The sequence below is a fragment of the Streptomyces sp. NPDC005483 genome, from assembly GCF_040606035.1.
Lineage (GTDB): Bacteria > Actinomycetota > Actinomycetes > Streptomycetales > Streptomycetaceae > Streptomyces.
Genome location: NZ_JBEXEA010000013.1, coordinates 263,223 through 281,594, shown reverse-complemented (window position 1 = coordinate 281,594; position 18,372 = coordinate 263,223). Strand labels below are relative to the sequence as shown.

At 71.8% G+C, this 18,372-nt stretch carries 18 protein-coding genes and 1 rRNA gene; 15 read left to right on the top strand and 4 right to left on the bottom strand.

Annotated features, from left to right (window positions below):
• The 4 genes from rrf to ABZT06_RS25845 all read left to right on the top strand — a co-directional run.
• Positions 1 to 92, top strand: a 5S ribosomal RNA gene (rrf, locus tag ABZT06_RS25860); the annotation flags it as partial.
• Positions 93 to 205: 113 nt separating this feature from the next.
• Positions 206 to 595, top strand: coding sequence for a hypothetical protein (locus tag ABZT06_RS25855; RefSeq protein WP_355745358.1), 390 nt, complete (start codon positions 206 to 208; stop codon positions 593 to 595).
• Positions 596 to 679: 84 nt separating this feature from the next.
• The gene (locus tag ABZT06_RS25850; RefSeq protein WP_355745356.1) at positions 680 to 1,054 is read left to right on the top strand and encodes a hypothetical protein; all 375 of its coding nucleotides are present in this window, start codon (positions 680 to 682) and stop codon (positions 1,052 to 1,054) included.
• 440 nt (positions 1,055 to 1,494) lie between these two features.
• Complete coding sequence (locus tag ABZT06_RS25845; protein ID WP_355745350.1) at positions 1,495 to 2,310, top strand: tetratricopeptide repeat protein; 816 nt, start codon at positions 1,495 to 1,497, stop codon at positions 2,308 to 2,310.
• Positions 2,311 to 2,365: 55 nt separating this feature from the next.
• Here ABZT06_RS25845 and ABZT06_RS25840 read toward each other — a convergent pair whose 3' ends face one another.
• On the bottom strand, positions 2,366 to 3,658 hold the full coding sequence (locus ABZT06_RS25840) for a DUF1015 domain-containing protein (RefSeq protein WP_355745326.1): 1,293 nt from the start codon (positions 3,656 to 3,658) through the stop codon (positions 2,366 to 2,368).
• A 72-nt stretch (positions 3,659 to 3,730) separates the two neighbouring features.
• On the opposite strand from ABZT06_RS25840, the gene ABZT06_RS25835 reads away from it, so the two are divergent.
• The 4 genes from ABZT06_RS25835 to ABZT06_RS25820 all read left to right on the top strand — a co-directional run bounded on the left by ABZT06_RS25835 (position 3,731) and on the right by ABZT06_RS25820 (position 7,811).
• Positions 3,731 to 4,759 carry an HAD-IIA family hydrolase gene (locus ABZT06_RS25835; protein WP_355745323.1) on the top strand — a complete coding sequence of 343 codons (1,029 nt, stop codon included), beginning with the start codon at positions 3,731 to 3,733 and terminating at the stop codon, positions 4,757 to 4,759.
• Between the two features lie 90 nt (positions 4,760 to 4,849).
• Positions 4,850 to 5,893 (top strand): iron chelate uptake ABC transporter family permease subunit, encoded by a 1,044-nt coding sequence (locus ABZT06_RS25830; RefSeq protein WP_355745320.1) that lies wholly within the window; start codon positions 4,850 to 4,852, stop codon positions 5,891 to 5,893.
• Entirely contained in the window at positions 5,890 to 6,927 is a 1,038-nt protein-coding gene (locus ABZT06_RS25825) for an iron chelate uptake ABC transporter family permease subunit (protein ID WP_355745317.1), read from the top strand. The genes ABZT06_RS25830 and ABZT06_RS25825 overlap by 4 nt, the downstream gene beginning before the upstream one ends.
• On the top strand, positions 6,924 to 7,811 hold the full coding sequence (locus ABZT06_RS25820; protein ID WP_355745314.1) for an ABC transporter ATP-binding protein: 888 nt from the start codon (positions 6,924 to 6,926) through the stop codon (positions 7,809 to 7,811). Before ABZT06_RS25825 ends, ABZT06_RS25820 begins: the two co-directional genes overlap by 4 nt.
• Here the strand turns inward: ABZT06_RS25820 and ABZT06_RS25815 are convergent.
• Positions 7,795 to 8,142 (bottom strand): sterol-binding protein, encoded by a 348-nt coding sequence (locus ABZT06_RS25815; RefSeq protein ID WP_355745312.1) that lies wholly within the window; start codon positions 8,140 to 8,142, stop codon positions 7,795 to 7,797. The two genes, ABZT06_RS25820 and ABZT06_RS25815, sit on opposite strands and share 17 nt — an antisense overlap.
• 42 nt (positions 8,143 to 8,184) lie before the next feature.
• On the opposite strand from ABZT06_RS25815, the gene ABZT06_RS25810 reads away from it, so the two are divergent.
• From ABZT06_RS25810 to ABZT06_RS25785, 6 genes are all read left to right on the top strand, one after another.
• On the top strand, positions 8,185 to 8,487 hold the full coding sequence (locus ABZT06_RS25810) for a hypothetical protein (RefSeq protein WP_355745311.1): 303 nt from the start codon (positions 8,185 to 8,187) through the stop codon (positions 8,485 to 8,487).
• A 7-nt stretch (positions 8,488 to 8,494) separates the two neighbouring features.
• A complete protein-coding gene (locus ABZT06_RS25805; RefSeq protein ID WP_355745309.1) occupies positions 8,495 to 9,310 on the top strand; it encodes a TlyA family RNA methyltransferase in 816 nt (271 codons plus the stop codon).
• Complete coding sequence (locus tag ABZT06_RS25800) at positions 9,307 to 10,212, top strand: NAD kinase (protein WP_031048921.1); 906 nt, start codon at positions 9,307 to 9,309, stop codon at positions 10,210 to 10,212. Before ABZT06_RS25805 ends, ABZT06_RS25800 begins: the two co-directional genes overlap by 4 nt.
• 184 nt (positions 10,213 to 10,396) lie before the next feature.
• Positions 10,397 to 12,115: a DNA repair protein RecN gene (gene recN / locus ABZT06_RS25795; protein ID WP_355745347.1), complete on the top strand. Its 1,719-nt coding sequence runs from the start codon at positions 10,397 to 10,399 to the stop codon at positions 12,113 to 12,115.
• A 44-nt stretch (positions 12,116 to 12,159) separates the two neighbouring features.
• Entirely contained in the window at positions 12,160 to 12,870 is a 711-nt protein-coding gene (locus ABZT06_RS25790) for a hypothetical protein (protein ID WP_355745344.1), read from the top strand.
• Between the two features lie 177 nt (positions 12,871 to 13,047).
• On the top strand, positions 13,048 to 14,184 hold the full coding sequence (locus tag ABZT06_RS25785) for a glycosyltransferase family 4 protein (protein WP_355745306.1): 1,137 nt from the start codon (positions 13,048 to 13,050) through the stop codon (positions 14,182 to 14,184).
• A 13-nt stretch (positions 14,185 to 14,197) separates the two neighbouring features.
• Here ABZT06_RS25785 and ABZT06_RS25780 read toward each other — a convergent pair whose 3' ends face one another.
• Entirely contained in the window at positions 14,198 to 15,829 is a 1,632-nt protein-coding gene (locus ABZT06_RS25780) for a PucR family transcriptional regulator ligand-binding domain-containing protein (RefSeq protein WP_355745303.1), read from the bottom strand.
• A gap of 198 nt (positions 15,830 to 16,027) precedes the next feature.
• Between ABZT06_RS25780 and ABZT06_RS25775 the strand changes: the two genes are divergently transcribed.
• Positions 16,028 to 16,228, top strand: coding sequence for a hypothetical protein (locus ABZT06_RS25775; protein WP_355745300.1), 201 nt, complete (start codon positions 16,028 to 16,030; stop codon positions 16,226 to 16,228).
• A gap of 3 nt (positions 16,229 to 16,231) precedes the next feature.
• Here the strand turns inward: ABZT06_RS25775 and ABZT06_RS25770 are convergent, their stop codons facing one another.
• Positions 16,232 to 18,034 (bottom strand): glycoside hydrolase family 15 protein, encoded by a 1,803-nt coding sequence (locus tag ABZT06_RS25770; RefSeq protein ID WP_355745341.1) that lies wholly within the window; start codon positions 18,032 to 18,034, stop codon positions 16,232 to 16,234.
• Positions 18,035 to 18,372: the final 338 nt, after the last annotated feature.

The following is an 18,372-nucleotide window of genomic DNA, read 5'->3' as shown; positions in this document are numbered from 1 at the left end:
CGCCCGGTTACATTTCGAACCCGGAAGCTAAGCCTCACAGCGCCGATGGTACTGCAGGGGGGACCCTGTGGGAGAGTAGGACACCGCCGAACAATATTTGGAGGACCCCTGGTCCCAGCGTTCAGCTGGGGCCAGGGGTCCTTTTGTTTTTTTTGAATGCTTGCAGTGCCGAAGACAGGAGTCACCATGTCCACCAACTCTCCCGATGACCGACCGGAGCGCGATCAGCAACGACGGGACAGTGGTGACCGTGGCGATCGAGGCTACCGGGGGGACCGCGGCGGCTTCCGCCGCGACAACGACCGCGGTGGGAACGACCGTGGCGGCAATGACCGTGGTGGCAACCGCAGTAGTGGTGACCGCGGTGGCTTCCGTCGCGATGACAACCGCGGCAGCAGCTACCCGCCCCGCCGTGACGACCGTGGTGGAGACAACCGTGGTGGTGATCGTGGGGCTCGTCCTCCGTTCCGTCGTGATGACCGGCCGGCCGGGCCTCGCCGGGACGACCGTGACCGTGGGTTCCGGCGTGACGGTGACCGTCCTGCCTTCCGTCGTGACGACCGCGGGGACCGCGGGGATCGTGGCGAGCGCGTAGAGCGCCGCGACGACAACCGTGGCGGCTTCCGCCGGGACGACAACCGCGGCAGCAGCTACCCGCCCCGCCGCGATGACCGCCGTGATGACCGGCGCAGCGACGACCGCGGCGACCGCGGTGGCTTCCGCCGTGACAACGACCGTCGCGATGACCGCCGTGACGACCGCCGCAGCGACGACCGTGGCGGCTTCCGCCGTGACGACAACCGCAGTGCCGGTGGTGACCGCGGCGGCTTCCGTCGCGATGACAACCGCGGCAGCAGCTACCCGCCCCGCCGTGACGACCGTGGTGGTGACAACCGTGGTGGTGATCGTGGGGCTCGTCCTCCGTTCCGTCGTGATGACCGGCCGGCCGGGCCTCGCCGGGACGACCGTGACCGTGGGTTCCGGCGTGACGGTGACCGTCCTGCCTTCCGTCGTGACGACCGCGGGGACCGCGGGGATCGTGGCGAGCGCGTAGAGCGCCGCGACGACAACCGTGGCGGCTTCCGCCGGGACGACAACCGCGGCAGCAGCTACCCGCCCCGCCGCGATGACCGCCGTGATGACCGGCGCAGCGACGACCGCGGCGACCGCGGTGGCTTCCGCCGTGACAACGACCGTCGCGATGACCGCCGTGACGACCGCCGCAGCGACGACCGTGGCGGCTTCCGCCGTGACGACAACCGCAGTGCCGGTGGTGACCGCGGCGGCTTCCGTCGCGATGACAACCGCGGCAGCAGCTACCCGCCCCGCCGTGACGACCGTGGTGGCAGCGGTGGACCCCGTAGGGACGACCGTGGTGGGCGGCCCGGTGGGTTCCGTGGGCGGGACGACCGGAGCGGTGGCGACGATCGGCGCGGCGGCGGTGGCGGGCGTTTCCGTGACGAGCGGGACCGTGACCGTGAGCCGATCAAGCGGCTGCCGATCCCCGAGGACGTCACGGGCGAGGAGATCGACAAGGACGTACGGCAGGAGCTGCAGAGCCTGCCGAAGGGGCTCGCGGAAGATGTCGCCAAGAACCTGGTGATGGTCGCCCGGCTCATCGACGAGGACCCCGAGGGTGCCTACGGCTACTCCAAGGTGGCCCTGCGGCTCGCGTCGCGTGTCGCCGCCGTACGGGAGGCGGCCGGGTTCGCGGCGTACGCCACCCAGAAGTACAGCGAGGCCCTCGCCGAGTTCCGCGCCGCCCGGCGGATGACCGGGAACGTGGAGCTGTGGCCCGTCATGGCCGACTGCGAGCGTGGGCTCGGGCGGCCGGAGAAGGCGCTGGACATGGCCGGGGCGCCCGAGGTGCACAAGCTCGACAAGGCCGGGCAGGTGGAGATGCGGCTCGTCGCCGCCGGTGCCCGGCGTGACATGGGGCAGCTGGACGCGGCGATCGTGACGCTGCAGAGCCCCGAGCTGGCCTCCAACTCGGTGCAGCCGTGGACCGCGCGACTGCGGTACGCGTACGCCGACGCGTTGCTCGCGGCCGGTCGGGAGGACGAGGCGCGGGAGTGGTTCGCCAAGGCCGTGGAGTCCGACAAGGACGGCAGCACGGACGCCTCCGACCGGCTGGCCGAGCTGGACGGGGTCGAGTTCGTCGACGCCTTCGCCGACGAGGACGACGAGGACGACGAGGACGACGAAGGTGACGGCGAGGCCGCCGAGAACGTCGTAGAAGAAGTCGAAGAAGCAGGAGTCGTGGAGGACGAGGACGGCGAGGACGTTGAGGAAGGCGACCTCAAGGACTGACATGTGCCGTCGGTGAACGAAGGGGCGGGATCCTGGGATCCCGCCCCTTCGTGCGTCATACGTCCAGTGCGCGCAGGACCAGACCCGACGCCGGTTTCGGGCCGAACGACGTCGACTTCCGGGGCATCGTGACGCCCTGGCGGGCGAGCTCGCGGACGACGTCCTCGCGGACCGGGTGCATCAGGACCGCCGTGCCGCCGTCGCGTTCCGCCTTCTCGACCGTGGCGGACGTGTCGTGGATGTAGGCGATGCGGGCGGGGTCGTCCTCGGGGATGTGCCAGACGTGGGCGAGGAGCGTGGCGTGCAGGACCGTGGCGTCCAGGGTGCGCCAGGCGGCGGGGCGGTCCGTGGGGATCGTGCGGGACAGGAGGTCCGGGTCGGGGCGGTCCACGAGGTGGAAGTCGCCGTCGCCGGCGAGGAGGAAGGCGTTGCCCGCGCAGGCCGCGTCGGCGAGGACGTCCAGGGCCTCGGCGAGGGGCACGGCCAGGTGTCGTACCCGGAAGAGGCCGTCGAGGAGGGCCAGGGACCGGGACACCGGGACGTCGTGCAGGAGGCGGTGGATGGCGCGGACGCGGAGGGGGTAGCGGGCCGTGTCGACGAGGAGGACCAGGCCGTGGTCCCAGGGGCTGGGGGACGGGTGCTCCGCGCGTAGACGGCGGTAGGTCGCCCAGCGGTGGTGGCCGTCGGCGATGAGGGCCTGGTGCTGGGTCAGGTCCGACCGGATGCGGGCCACTTCGGTGGGGTCGGTGATCGACCACAGGCGGTGGCTGTAGCCGTCCTCGGTGGTGGTGGCGAGGAGCGGGGGCTGTTGGGCCGTGCGTTCGATCGCGGTCGTCGTGACGGACTCCGAGCCGTTGCCGCGGTAGGTGAGGAGCAGGGGCTCCAGGTTCGCGGAGGTGGCGCGCATGAGGGCCGCGCGGTCGGCGACGACATGTGGCATGACGTCCTCGTGGGGCAGGACCACGCCCTCCGACGGCTCCGACAGGCGCAGGGTGCCGATGATTCCGCGCTGGAGCAGGCCGGCGCCGTCCTGCTGTTCGTAGACGTACAGACCGGGCTCGGGATCGGCGGCCAGGATGCCCTCGGAGAGCCAGCCGCGCAGGGTGCGGGCGGCCTGTTCGTTGCGTTCGGCCGGTGTCGTCGCCTGCGGGAGGATCAGCCGGACGATGTTGTACGGGTCGTTGGACTGGAGCTGGTGCAGGCCGTCGGGGCGGACCACGACGTCGTACGGCGGTGATGTCACGGCGGCCAGGCTGCCGACCCGGTCGGGGTCGTAGCGCAGGCCTCGGAACGGGGTGAGTTCCAGGCCTCGGCGCGCTGTTGCTTCCGGGTGACCTGCTGTGTTCATCCCGGCATCGTACGGGTGTCGGTGGCATGGGGGATGATCGGGGGAAAGCCGTCGAACGAGGAGCGATGCGGAATGAGCCAGCGCGCAAGGACGAGGCCCGAGGGCAGTGAGCAGGCCCTGAGCGAGGCGTACGACACCGCGCTGCTCGACCTCGACGGGGTGGTGTACGCGGGCGGGAACGCGATCGCGCACGCCGTCGAGTCGCTCGCCACCGCGCGGGAGGGGGGTATGCACCTCGCCTACGTCACCAACAACGCGCTGCGTACGCCCGATGCCGTGGCCGAGCACCTCACCGAGCTGGGGATACCGACGGGGGCCGACGACGTCATCACCTCCGCGCAGGCCGTCGCGCGGCTGATCAGCGAGCAGGTGCCGGCCGGTTCACGGGTCCTTGTCATCGGTGGCGAGGGACTGCGCGTGGCCCTGCGTGAGCGGGGGCTCGAGCCCGTGGAATCGGCGGACGACGATCCGGCTGCGGTCGTGCAGGGCTTCGGTGGGCCGGACCTGCCCTGGGGGCGGTTCGCCGAGGCCAGTTACGCCGTCGCGCGCGGGGTGCCCTGGTTCGCGTCCAACACCGACCTGACGATTCCGAGTGGGCGCGGGATCGCGCCGGGCAACGGCGCCGCGGTGGAGGTCGTGCGGATTGCGACCGGTGCCGAGCCGCAGGTCGCGGGCAAGCCGTTGCCTCCCATGCACCGGGAGACGATCCTGCGGACCGGCGCCGAGCGGCCGTTGGTGGTCGGGGACCGGCTGGACACCGACATCGAGGGCGCGTTCAACGGGGAGGTGGACTCGCTGCTCGTGCTCACGGGAGTCACCGACGGCGCCCAACTGCTGGCCGCGCCGCCGCAGCACCGGCCGACCTATGTGGACGCCGATCTGCGGGGGATGCTCACCGGGCAGCCCGAGGTCACCGAGGCGGGAGAAGGCTTCCGGTGCGGTGGCTGGACCGCGAGGGCGGGCGAGGAGCGGCTGGAACTCGACGGTGACGGCGAGGCATTGGACGGGCTGCGGGCGCTGTGCGCGGCGGCCTGGACGGCGGCCGGGGAAGGCGTGTGCGAGCTGGACGCTGAGAAGGCGCTGGCCAGGCTGGGGCTGTGAGCCGCTGGGCTCGAAGGGACTTCGGTGAGTTCGGGAGCGGTCAGGACCTCGGGATCGTGGCTCGTTGGCAGGGTAGGCTAACCTAACTGCGTGTTGGTCGACAGTCCTCCCGAACAGCGCGCGGAGACCGCCCCCGCGCCCCCGACCCGCCGGGCGATACGAGTCCTTGGGCTCCTCGTGTCCGTCGTGATCCTGGTGCTCGTCGCGATGGCGAGCATCGCGGTCGGGGCGAAAGGGCTGTCCGTGGAACAGGTCTGGCACGGGCTGTTCCAGGACACGGGGACCTACGGCGACGTCGTGGTGGCCGACCGGCTGTCGCGGACCGTTCTCGGGCTGCTCGCGGGCGCCGCGCTGGGCCTGTCCGGGGCGGTGCTCCAGGCACTCACCCGTAATCCGCTGGCCGACCCCGGGCTGCTCGGCATCAACGCGGGCGCGTCCGCCGCGGTCGTCACCGCGATCACCTTCTTCGGCGTCACCTCGCTGAGCGGCTATGTGTGGTTCGCCTTTCTCGGCGCGGCCGCGGTAGGTGCCCTGGTCTGGTTCCTGGGCGGCAGCCGGGGTGCCACTCCGGTGCGGCTCGCGCTGGCCGGTACGGCGATCAGCGCGGCGCTGTACGGCTATCTCCAGGCCGTGATGATCACTGACGGCCAGGCGCTCAACAAGATGCGCTTCTGGACGGTCGGTTCACTGTCCTCGGCCGACAACTCGACCATCCTCCAGGTGCTGCCTTTCCTCGCGACCGGCTCACTCCTCGCCCTCGCGCTCGCCCGGCCCCTCAACGCGATGGAGATGGGCGACGACACCGCCAAGGCCCTCGGAGCCCACCTCAACCGCACCCGGGCGCTGGCCATGCTCTCCGCGACCGTGCTGTGCGGGGCCGCGACCGCCGCGTGCGGTCCGATCGTGTTCGTGGGCCTGATGGTCCCGCACATCGTGCGCTCCTTCACCGGCCCCGACCTGCGCTGGATCCTGCCGTACGCGACCGTCCTGTCGCCCGTGCTGCTGCTGGGCTCCGACGTGATCGGCCGGATCGTGGCCCGGCCCGCGGAGCTCCAGGTCGGCATCGTCACCGCGATCATCGGCGGGCCGGTCTTCATCTTTCTCGTACGACGGCGGAGGACGGCCCAGCTGTGAGGACCAACCGTGCCATCAGGACCCCCGGCGGGTTCTCCGTCCGGCTGGACGTCCGGGCCACCGTCGTCGTCGCCCTGATCCTGCTCGCCGCGCTCACCGCGAGCGTGGTGCTGATCGGCACCGGCGACTTCCCGATCCCCGCCGGGGACGTGCTCAAGACGCTGCTCGGGAGCGGCAACGCCGGGCAGGAGTTCATCATCAACGAGCTGCGGCTGCCGCGGGTCCTCGTCGGGCTCCTGGTCGGCGCCTCGCTCGGGCTCGGGGGCGCGCTGTTCCAGGCCATCTCCCGCAATCCGCTGGGCAGTCCGGACGTGCTCGGTCTCAGCCAGGGAGCCACGGCCGGGGCGCTCACCATGATCGTGCTGTTCTCCGGAAGCGCGAACCAGATCACCCTCGGCGCGCTCGTGGGCGGGCTCGTGACCGGACTCGCCATCTATCTGCTCGCCTGGAAACAGGGTGTACACGGGTACCGGCTGGTCCTGGTCGGCATCGGGGTCTCCGCGATCGTCACCGCGGTCAACGGCTATCTGCTGACCAGGTCCACGCTCACCGAGGCCGCCCAGGCCGTCGTATGGATGACCGGTTCCCTGAGCGGCCGGGACTGGGCGCAGGTCTGGCCGCTGCTGTGGCTGTGCGCCGTCCTCGTCCCGCTCGTCCTCGTCAACGGGCGCGGCCTCAGGATGATGGAGATGGGCGACGACGTCTCGGGCGCCCTGGGCGTGCGGGTCGAGCGCGTACGGCTGCTGCTCCTGGTCGCCGCCGTCCTGCTCACCGCCGCCGCCACCGCGGCCGCCGGACCGGTCAGCTTCGTCGCGCTCACCGCACCGCAGCTGGCCCGCCGCCTCACCCGCTCGCCCGGCCCCAACCTGCTGCCGTCCCTGTGCATGGGCGCCACCCTCCTGGTCACCGCCGACTGGATCTCGCAGAAGGTCTTCGGCGCCGACCAGCTGCCCGTCGGCGTGGTCACCGGAGTCCTCGGCGGCGTCTACCTGCTGTGGCTCTTGGTCACCGAGCGCAAGGCGGGCCGGATATGAGCGCCGAGACCATCCTCACCAGCGGACTGAACACCCCAAGGAGCACCGTGAACCGTCTGTCCGCCGACGCCGTCACCCTCGCCTACGACCAGCGCGTCATCGCCGAGCAGCTGTCGGTGGAGATACCCGACCACTCCTTCACGGTGATCGTCGGCCCCAACGCGTGCGGCAAGTCCACCCTCCTGCGAGCCCTCTCGCGGATGCTCAAGCCCAGCCAGGGCAAGGTGCTGCTCGACGGGCAGGTCATCCAGTCGATGCCCGCGAAGAAGGTCGCCCGGACGCTGGGCCTGCTCCCGCAGTCGTCGATCGCACCCGACGGGATCACGGTCGCCGACCTGGTCGGCCGCGGCCGCTACCCCCACCAGGGCATCCTGCGCCAGTGGTCCACCGAGGACGAGCGGGTCGTCCAGGAGTCCATGCGGCAGACCGGGGTCGAGGAACTCGCCGAGCGGTACGTCGACGAGCTGTCCGGCGGTCAGCGGCAGCGGGTGTGGATCGCGATGGCGCTCGCCCAGCAGACCCCGTTGCTCCTCCTCGACGAGCCGACGACCTACCTCGACATCCAGCACCAGATCGACGTCCTCGACCTCTGCGCCGAGCTGCACGAGGAGCAGGGCCGCACCCTGGTCGCCGTCCTGCACGACCTCAACCACGCGGCCCGGTACGCCACCCACCTCATCGCGCTGAAGAGCGGGAAGATCATCGCCGAGGGAGCCCCGAACGACATCGTCACGGCCGGCCTGGTCGAGGAGGTCTTCGGGCTGCGCTGCCAGGTCATCGACGATCCGGAGACGGGGACACCGCTGGTGGTGCCGGCCTCGCGCAAGGCACGCGCGCGCGTGGAGGCCGGCAGCGAGACGGTGAGTGCTACAGAATCTTCCTGAGCCGGAGCAGGTCGCGCAGGCCCGCTTCCAGCTTCACCCGGCCCGAACCCCAGGCCTTGGCGAAGTTCAGCTCGCCGTTCACCAGCGCCACCAGATCGTCGCCCGCCAGGGTGAGTCCGATCTGGGCCTTCTCCTTCGGGGGGCCCTGGATCGTGTCCCGCACCACGATCCGGCCGCCCGTCATCCGGCCGACGAAGGTGACGTCGAGATCGGTGATACGGCAGCTCACCGAGCGGTCCATGGACGCCGCCGTGGCGACATCCCCCTCGGCGTTGCCCATGTTGTCGGAGAGCTTCTCGAGTGCGGCACGGCACTCCTCGATCGTGGCCATCGCGCTCGACGGTACCCCAGCGGTTCGGGGTAGCGTCTGGGCATGAACGACGCAGTTCCAGAGCCTTCACACGAGGCCGCAGCCGAACCCGAGCACGACCCGGCCGGCCCCGCCCCTCTGAACGTGCCCCGCATCCCCACCGGCAACGCCGAGGTCGACGCTCAGCTGGAGCGGCTGGGCGACGCCGACCACCTCGCCACGGACGGGCACATCGAGGTGTACGAGGATGTACACCAAGGGCTGCGCGACGCGCTCACTGCGCTGGACGCGCGCCCGGGACCCCCGGCGCCCTCGCCGTCGTATGACCAGCGGGTGCCCTCACCCTCGTATGGCACTAGGAGCTGAACCGAACGTGGCAGGAGTCGTACGCCTTCGGCTGGACGCGGAGCTGGTCCGGCGGAAGCTCGCGCGCTCGCGTGAGCATGCCGCGCAGCTGATCGCGGCCGGGCGGGTCACCGTCGGCAAGACCGTCGCGACCAAGTCCGCCACCCAGGTGGAGACCGCGGCGGCGATCGTGGTCCAGAGCGACGACAGCGATCCCGCCTACGTGTCCCGGGGCGGGCACAAGCTCGCGGGCGCCCTTCAGGTGTTCGGGCCGCAGGGGCTGGCTCTCGAGGGGCGGCGGGCGCTGGACGCCGGTGCCTCCACCGGCGGCTTCACCGATGTGCTGCTGCGGGCCGGGGTCGCGCACGTGGTCGCCGTCGACGTCGGCTACGGACAACTCGCGTGGTCTCTCCAGAGCGATGAACGCGTCACCGTCAAGGACCGTACGAACGTACGCGAGTTGACGCTCGAAGCGATCGATGGGGAACCAGTGGATCTTGTCGTGGGGGATCTGTCCTTCATCCCGCTCGGACTGGTACTGCCCGCCCTGGTGCGGTGCGTGAAGCCGGATGCCGATCTGGTGATGATGGTGAAGCCGCAGTTCGAGGTGGGGAAGGAACGGCTGGGCAGCGGGGGAGTCGTACGGAGCACGCAGCTGCGGGCGGAGGCCGTGCGGGGAGTGGCCGAGAAGGCGTGGGAACTCGGGCTCGGGGTGAGGGGCGTCACGGCCAGTCCGTTGCCCGGGCCCTCGGGCAATGTCGAATACTTTCTGTGGCTGCGTGCCGGGGCGCCCGCCCTGGACCCGGCCGATGTCGACCGTGCAGTGGCGGAGGGGCCGCGTTGAGCCAGAACCGAGCTCGTACTGTTTTCCTGCTCGCCCACACCGGGCGGCCCGCGGCCATTCGCAGCGCCGAGCTGGTCGTGAAGGGGCTGCTGCGCTCCGACATCGGCGTGCGCGTCCTGGAGTACGAGGCGGCCGACCTGCCGCTGCCGCCCGAGGTGCAGCTGGTCAAGGAGGCGACTCCGCAGTGCCTCGAAGGGTGCGAGCTGCTCATCGTGCTCGGCGGTGACGGGACGCTGCTGCGCGGCGCCGAGTTCGCCCGCGCGTCCGGGGTGCCCATGCTGGGCGTCAACCTGGGCAGTGTCGGATTCCTCGCGGAGGCCGAGCGGGACGATCTCGACAAGGTCGTCGACCGGGTGGTGACCAAGGCGTACGAGGTCGAGGAGCGGATGACGGTCGATGTCGTCGTTCACCGGAACGGGGACATCGTTCACACCGACTGGGCGCTGAACGAAGCCGCTGTGCAGAAGGCCGGTGCGGAGAAGCTCCTCGAGGTCGTGCTGGAGATCGACGGGCGGCCGGTGACGGGGTTCGGGTGTGACGGGATCGTGCTGTCCACGCCTACCGGGTCCACGGCTTATGCGTTTTCGGCTGGTGGGCCTGTGGTCTGGCCTGAGGTGGAGGCGCTGTTGATGGTGCCGATCTCCGCGCACGCGCTGTTCGCCAAGCCGTTGGTGACCTCGCCGAACTCCGTGCTGGCGGTGGAGCTGTTGCCTCATATTCCGCCGGGTGTGCTGTGGTGTGACGGGCGGCGGACCTTCGAGTTGCCTCCAGGGGCGCGGGTCGAGGTGCGGCGGGGGGCTGTGCCGGTGCGGTTGGCTCGACTGCATCATGCCTCCTTCACCGACCGGCTTGTGGCGAAGTTCGCTCTGCCGGTTTCCGGGTGGCGGGGGGCGCCGCACTAGCCATCTGCGGGGGCTGGTTGCGGAGCGTGGGCGGCTGCGGGCGATTCGTGGTTGCTCGCGCCCGCGCGGCGGACCCGCAAATCGATACAGCCCCGCGCCCCTGAGAACCTCCACTCGCCCGAGTGACAGGGGGCCTCGCATCTCGTTGCTCGGACCTCGTAAGGTCTTCACCGTGCTGGAAGAGATGCGGATACGGTCGCTCGGAGTCATCGATGACGCTGTCGTCGAGCTGTCACCCGGGTTCACCGCTGTCACCGGTGAGACGGGTGCGGGCAAGACCATGGTGGTCACCAGCCTGGGGCTGTTGCTCGGTGGGCGGGCGGACGCGGCGCTCGTGCGGATCGGGGCCGAGAAGGCGGTCGTGGAGGGGCGGATCACCGTGTCCGCCGGCGACTCCGTCCTCGTACGGGCCGAGGAAGCGGGGGCGGAGCTCGACGACGGGGCGCTGTTGATCAGCCGTACCGTTTCCGCCGAAGGGCGGTCCCGGGCGCATCTGGGCGGGCGGTCGGTGCCCGTGGGGGTGCTCGCCGAGCTCGCCGACGAGCTGGTCGCCGTCCATGGGCAGACCGATCAGCAGGGGCTTCTCAAGCTCAACCGGCAGCGCCAGGCGCTCGACCGGTACGCGGGCGATGCCGTCGCCGTGCCGCTGGCCAAGTACACCGAGGCATACCGGCGGCTGCGGTCCGTCTCCGTCGAGCTGGACGAGATCGTCACGCGCGCGCGTGAGCGGGCCCAGGAAGCCGACATGCTGCGGTACGGGCTCGACGAGATCGCCGGCGTGGAGCCTCGGGCAGGGGAAGACGTCGAGCTGGCCGAGGAAGCCGAGCGGCTCGGGCACGCCGAGGCCCTGTCCTCGGCGGCCACGGCCGCACACGCCGCCGTTGCCGGGAACCCCGAGGATCCCGAGGGCATCGACGCCGCGACGCTCGTGGCGGGCGCTCAGCGGGCTCTGGAGGCCGTACGGTCGTACGACCCCGCCCTGGCCGCGCTCGCCGACCGGATCGGGGAGATCGGGATCCTGCTGGGCGATGTGGCCGGGGAGCTCGCGGGATACGCCGACGACCTGGACGCCGATCCGCTGCGGCTGTCGGCCGTCGAGGAGCGGCGGGCCGCGCTCACCGCGCTGACGCGGAAGTACGGCGAGGACGTGGCCGCCGTGCTCACGTGGGCCGAGCAGAGCGCCGCGCGCCTCACGGAACTGGACGGCGACGACGAGCGGATCGACGAACTGACCGCCGAGCGGGACGCGCTCAGGGCCGAACTGGGCGGGCTGGCGCAGGCATTGTCGGACGCGCGAACCGAGGCCGCGGAGAGGTTTGCGGCGGCGGTGACGGCAGAGCTGGCCTCGCTGGCGATGCCCCACGCGCGCGTGTCCTTCGCCATCCGCCAGACCGAGGACCCGGACGGTGTGGAGGTCGGCGGGCGGGCGGTCGCGTACGGGCCGTCCGGCGTCGACGAGGTCGAGCTGCTGCTCGCCCCGCACCCGGGCGCCCCGCCGCGGCCCATCGCCAAGGGCGCGTCCGGCGGTGAACTCTCGCGCGTGATGCTGGCCGTGGAGGTCGTGTTCGCGGGGACGGACCCCGTGCCGACGTATCTCTTCGACGAGGTCGACGCCGGTGTCGGCGGCAAGGCCGCGGTCGAGATCGGGCGGCGTCTCGCGCGGCTCGCGAAGACCGCGCAGGTCGTCGTCGTGACGCACCTGCCCCAGGTCGCCGCCTTCGCCGACCGGCAGTTGCTGGTCGAGAAGACCAACGACGGATCCGTCACCCGGTCCGGCGTGAAGGTGCTGGAGGGCGAGGAGCGGGTTCGGGAGCTGTCCCGGATGCTCGCCGGGCAGGAGGACTCGGAGACGGCCCGGGCGCACGCCGAGGAGCTGCTGGCGACGGCGCGGGCGGACGCGTGAGGGGTGCGTCCCTCGGCGTCACCGCGGCCCTGACGCGCGCCGGCATGGCCGTCCTCCGGGCCACGGCACCGGGCGGGCGGGAGCGCTGGGAGCGGACGAACTACGCAGGGCGGACGGTCGGGTTGTACGCCGGGCCCGCGAGTGCGCTGGCCGCCGCGGTCGGGGCCGGGCGGATTCGGCCCGCTGCGGGGATGGCGGTCGCCGTCGCGGGCCTCTGCGGGGCGTACGACGACCTCGCCGGAGACCATCGGCGGGGGTTCCGGGCGCATCTGGGTGCGCTGCGGGACGGTGAGGTCACCAGCGGGGCCGTCAAGTTGTTCGGGATCTCGGCGGCCGGCCTGGTCGCGGGCGCGCTGATGAAGGAGCGAGCCGTCGACAAGGCGCTCGCGGGTGTGGTGATCGCCGGGGCCGCGCATTTCGTCAACCTCGTGGACGTACGGCCGGGTCGGGCGGCCGGTACGGTGGCCGCGCTCGGGACGTCGGGGATGGTGCGGTCGGAGTTGGCCGGCGTCGCCGTGGGGGCCGCGGTGGCCGTGTTGCCGGACGACCTCGGTGAGCGCGCGATGATCGGGGATGTGGGGGCGCATGCGTTGGGGGCGGCGTTGGGAGCCGCTGTCGTCGCCGGGAACGGAAGGCTGGGGCTCCTTGCGCACGCGGCCGCGGTTGTCGCCGCGGCCGTCTGCGGGGATCAGGTGAGTCGTCTGTCGGCTGCGGGCTTCAGGCCGGAACAGGGCTTCCGTCACTCTTGTGAGTGACCCCGACTCGCCGCACGCACCCTTCCCCCGTTCTCCGCATGCGCGGAACGCCTGTACGTCCTGGCATCCTTGGCGGAGAACCCATCACGCGTAGGAAGCGCGCGGTACACCCCTCCGCTCGATACCTTCTGTACGTTTCCTCGTGACCGTCCGACCCGAACCAGGAGCCCCGGCCACGTGACCCCCGTGAGCAGCCACTCACCGCACGGCCAGTCGCCGCTGCGCACCGTGCAGGTGCTGGGCGGCGGCAATGCCGGCAGCAGCGCGCATGTGCGCTCCCTGACCTCGGGGCTCGTCGCGCGGGGCGTGCGGGTCACGGTGTGCGCCCCTGCCGAGGCGGATCGCTCCTACGACTTCTCCGGGGCCGGTGCCGAACACGTGCACGTGCCGCGCAGCAGCGATCCGACCTCCGTGGCCGTGCTGCGGGCGGCGTGCGCGGACGCCGATCTGGTGCACGCGCACGGGTTGCACGCCTCGTTCCGCGCGGTGCTCGCGCTCAGCGGACGGCGGACCCCGCTGGTCGTCACCTGGCACGACCGGGCGTACGCCGAGGGCGCGCGGGCCCATTTCGTGCGCCTTCTGGAACGCCGGGTCGTGAAGGCCGCTTCCGTGGTGCTCGGGTCCACCTCCGCGCTCGTGGACCGGGCCCGCAGGACCGGTGCCCGGGACGCACGGCTCGCCGCCGTCGCCCTGCCCGGGCCGCGCGGGGTCGTCGAACAGGAGGATCCCGACCGGCTGAGGCCCAAGGTGCGAGCCGAACTCGGGGCCATCGGGCGGCCCTTGCTGATGGCCGTCGGCGCCCTGGAGCGGCACAAGGGGTACGAGACGCTGCTGGACGCCACGCGCGCGTGGCGCCTTCTGGACCCGGTACCGCTGGTCGTCGTCGCAGGGGAGGGGCCGCTGCGGGCGGTCCTGCAGAGCCGTATCGAGGAAGAAGGTCTGCCGGTTCGTTTGATCGGGCGACGCGACGACGTCTCCGAACTGCTGGCGGCCGCCGATCTCGCGATTCTGCCGAGCCGTTGGGAGGCGCGCTCGGTCCTCGCCCAGGAGGCCTTCCACGCGCGCGTGCCGCTCGTGGCGACCGGGGTCGGCGGTATCCCCGAACTCGTCGGCGACGCGGCCGAACTCGTCCCGTACGGCGACCCGGTGGCCCTCGCGGACGCCGTCGTACGGCTGCTCGGCGATCCCGAGCGCCGGGAGCTCCTCAAGGAGCGCGGGGTGCGCCAGGCGGCGACCTGGCCGACCGAGGACGAGACCGTCGCGCAGGTGCTCAGTGTCTACGACGAGTTGACCCGGCACCGGCCGCTCATCTGAAAGCCCGGGAAAGCTAGGGCACATGCCGGCGTGCCCGTAGCGCGAGGCTCAACGCCAGTACCGTCTGCGGGTCGTCGAGGTCCGTGCCCAGCAACTCGCCGATGCGGGCGAGGCGGTTGTAGAGGGTCTGCCGGTTGAGGTGGAGTTCGCGGGCCGTCTCCGCCTTGCGGCCCGCGTGTGCCAGATAGGTCTCCAGGGTCGGCAGCAGCGGCGGCTTGGAGCGGTCGTCGTGGGCGCGCAACGGGCCGATGGCGCGGTCCACGAAGGCGGCTAGGTCAGGGTGGTCGCGCAGCCGCCACAGGAGCAGGTCGATGTCGAGGCGGCGGGCGTCGTACCAGGGGCGGTCCGACAGGCCCTGCGCCGCCGTCGCCGTCTCCGCCGCGTGCCGCAGGCCCGCCGAGGCCGCCGCCCAGCCACCGGCGACCGCGACGACGACGACCGGCGGCTGAGCGCCGGGGCGCCGCACCCCGGCCCGCTCCACGCCCGCCCGCAGAGCAGCCGCGACCCGGTCCGCGACCGCCGGCCGGTCCGACTCCGAGCGCAGCCCGAGCAGGACGAGCACACGGCCTTCGACGGGCCGTACGCCCAGCAGCACGGGCACGCCGACCGACGCCAGCTCCTCGGAGACCGCCCGGGCCGGTACCGCCCAGCCGCCGCCCGAGGAGCCGAGATGCATCACCACGGGCAGCAGCGGGCCGGCGCCCGGCTTGAAGCCCAGCACGCGCGCCTGCGCCGGGGCGTCCTCCGGGGTGATGCGGCCCTCGGCGAGGTCGGTGAGGAAGTCGCCACGGCCGCGGGCCGCGAGCTCCTCCTCCTGGCGTGCCTGCATCAGGACGACGGCCAGGATGCCCGCCGCGCGTTCGGCCGCCATGCGGTGCACGGGCGCCAGCGGGGCCCGTACGGGAAGCAGGACCAGTCTCGCCCGTACCGAACCCGCGCCGGGCCCGCCCCCGGGGACGTCCACGAGGGCCGAGCCGGTCGGCGGGGTGTCCTTGTGCTGGCCGCGCAGCCCCTCCCACACCTGGAGCGGATCGGCGCCCTCGGGGCCCTCCCCGGCGGCGTACAGCAGCTGCCCGTCCGTCGTCTCCAGGAAGACCGGGTTACCGCTGAAGTCGGCCAGGATGCCGAGGACCTGCGGGACACCGCCGCCGCCCAGCAGGGCCTCGGTACAGCGGCGGTGCACCTCCTCGGCCCGCTGGAGCAGTGCGTAGTGGCCGTTGACGATCTCGGTGTGGATCTCCTCGGTGACCGCCACGAACGGCACCTCGCGGTGCAGCTGGACGAGCGGCAGCCCGGTGGCACGGGCCGTGTCGACCAGGGCCGCGGGCAGCCGGGTGAAACGCGGGCCCAGCTCGACGACCAGGGCGGCGATCCCGCGCTCGGCCAGGGTGCGCACGAACGCACGCTGTTCGGCCGGGCGGGTGCCGAGCCCGTAGCCGGTGGTCAGCAGCAGCTCCCCGCCCTTCAGCAGGGAGGCGATGTTCGGGACCTCGCCCGCGTGCACCCAGCGCACGGTCCGGGTGAGCCGGTCCGCGCCCGCGAGGATCTCCGGGAGCCCGCTGCGCAGACCGGGCAGCTCCAGCGCGCGCTGCACGGTGATTCCGGCGCCCTGGGTGTCGAAACCGCTGTTCGTGCCGCTGTCCATGAGCCGGACGCTACCCGAGGGGTGTCCGCTGCCGTGCAGGGGTGGCGGCCGCTGCTTGGACTTCGGCGTGGTGAGGCAGAGCAGCCGCTCAGGGGGGCGGCGCACGCCGACCGGCTCGGATACCGGTAGCTGTGGGGCTGGTGGGCGAGGGCGTGAACCGTCGCCCCCGGCCCCCGGCCCGCGGGCGCGGTGACGCTGGTGGGCGACCTGGACGCCTACCGGCGCGAATCGACGCCTGCCGAAGCCGGGCTCGACGAGACCGCCCTGGTGACGGCGACGGCGGGGGACCCGGGCGGCGCTCAGGCCGGTCTGAGCGCCCCGATGATCTCCGTCACGTGCGGCAGCGGCTCGGCCGGTGTGTGTGGGCCGAGCTCCCCGCCGCCCGCCGTCGGTCCGTGAGGATCAGCCCCCGTACGCCCCCGACGCCGTCAGACGCAGGGCCGTGTCGATGAGTGGGACGTGGCTGAAGGCCTGGGGGAAGTTGCCCACCTGGCGCTTGAGGCGCGGGTCCCACTCCTCGGCGAGCAGACCGAGGTCGTTGCGGAGCGAGAGAAGCTTCTCGAAGAGCTTTCTCGCCTCGTCCACCCGGCCGATCATCGCGAGGTCGTCCGCCATCCAGAACGAGCAGGCCAGGAAGGCCCCTTCGTCGCCGGGGAGGCCGTCGACGTTCTCGTCGCCGCCGGAGGTCGGGTAGCGCAGGATGAAGCCGTCCGGTGTGGACAGCTCGCGCTGGATGGCCTCAATGGTGCCGATCACCCGCTTGTCGTCCGGCGGCAGGAAGCCCATCTGCGGGATCAGCAGCAGGGAGGCGTCCAGCTCCTTCGAGCCGTACGACTGCGTGAAGGTGTTGCGCTCCTTGTCGTAACCCTTCTCACACACGTCCCGGTGGATGTCGTCGCGCAGCTCGCGCCACTTCTCCAGCGGGCCGTCCGCGTCCCCGGACTCGATGAGCTTGATCGTGCGGTCCACGGCGACCCAGGCCATCACCTTGGAGTGCACGAAGTGCCGGCGCGGGCCGCGCACCTCCCAGATGCCCTCGTCCGGCTCGTCCCAGTGCTGCTCCAGGTAGCGGATCAGCTTGAGCTGGAGCAGGGAGGCGTAGTCGTTGCGCGACAGGCCCGTCATGTGGGCCAGGTGCAGGGCCTCGGTGACCTCGCCGTACACGTCCAGCTGGAGCTGGTGCGCGGCGCCGTTGCCGACCCGGACCGGCGCGGAGTTCTCGTAACCGGGCAGCCAGTCCAGCTCCGCCTCGCCCAGTTCCCGTTCGCCCGCGATGCCGTACATGATCTGGAGGTTCTCGGGGTCGCCGGCGACCGCCCTGAGCAGCCACTCCCGCCAGGCGCGGGCCTCCTCGCGGTAACCGGTGCGCAGCAGCGAGGAGAGGGTGATGGCCGCGTCGCGCAGCCAGGTGTAGCGGTAGTCCCAGTTGCGGACGCCGCCGATGTCCTCGGGCAGTGAGGTCGTCGGGGCCGCCACGATGCCGCCGGTGGGGGCGTACGTCAGCGCCTTGAGGGTGATCAGCGAGCGGATGACGGCCTCGCGGTAGGGGCCGTGGTACGTACAGTGCTCGACCCACTCGCGCCAGAAGTCCTCCGTCGCCTCCAGCGCCTGCTCCGGTTCCGGCAGCGCCGGCGGCTGCTTGTGCGAGGGCTCCCACGAGATCGTGAACGCGATCCGGTCACCCGGGGCGACCGTGAAGTCCGAGTACGTCGTCAGGGACTTGCCGTACGTCTCGCAGTCGGTGTCGAACCACACCGAGTCCGGGCCCGCCACGGCGACCGTGCGCCCCTCGTGCTTGTGGACCCACGGGACGACACGGCCGTACGAGAAACGCATTCGCAGGGCCGAGCGCATGGGCACGCGGCCCGAGACGCCCTCCACGATCCGGATCAGCTGCGGGGCGCCGTCACGCGGGGGCATGAAATCGGTCACCCGGACCGTGCCGCGTGAGGTGTCCCACTCCGATTCCAGGATCAGGGAGTCGCCGCGGTAGGTGCGCCGGGCCGCGGTGGGTGGCTCGGCGTCGGCCGCGTGCGCGGGGCCGAGCCGCCAGAAACCGTGCTCCTCGGTGCCCAGCAGGCCGGCGAAGATGGCATGCGAGTCGAAGCGGGGCAGGCACAGCCAGTCCACCGTGCCGTCCCGGCAGACCAGGGCTGCGGTCTGCATGTCTCCGATGAGTGCGTAGTCTTCGATGCGCCCGGCCACGTGCAACTCCAGTCGAACGGCCACGTCACCCCCTCAGGGAAAAAGGGGGCTGTCGCTTGGTGCGGTCAAGGGGGTCGTTGTAATGCGTCGTTGAGCGGTGAAGCAAAACAGTCCTGCTGCTGTGAGGCAAAACGACAACTGTTGCTCAACGAACTGACGAGCTCTCGTTGTTCCGGGGCCTACGGGTGGGGGTGGTCCCGCGTTTCCGGCCGGGCTCGGCAGTGAGTGTCCGAGCAGGATACGACGCACGTAGATGATCTGTGTGCCGCTCCGGGCAACGCGGCTGAGCCGAACGGGTGAGCAACGGGTGAGAAACGGGGGCGCTCGTGCGGGTCCGT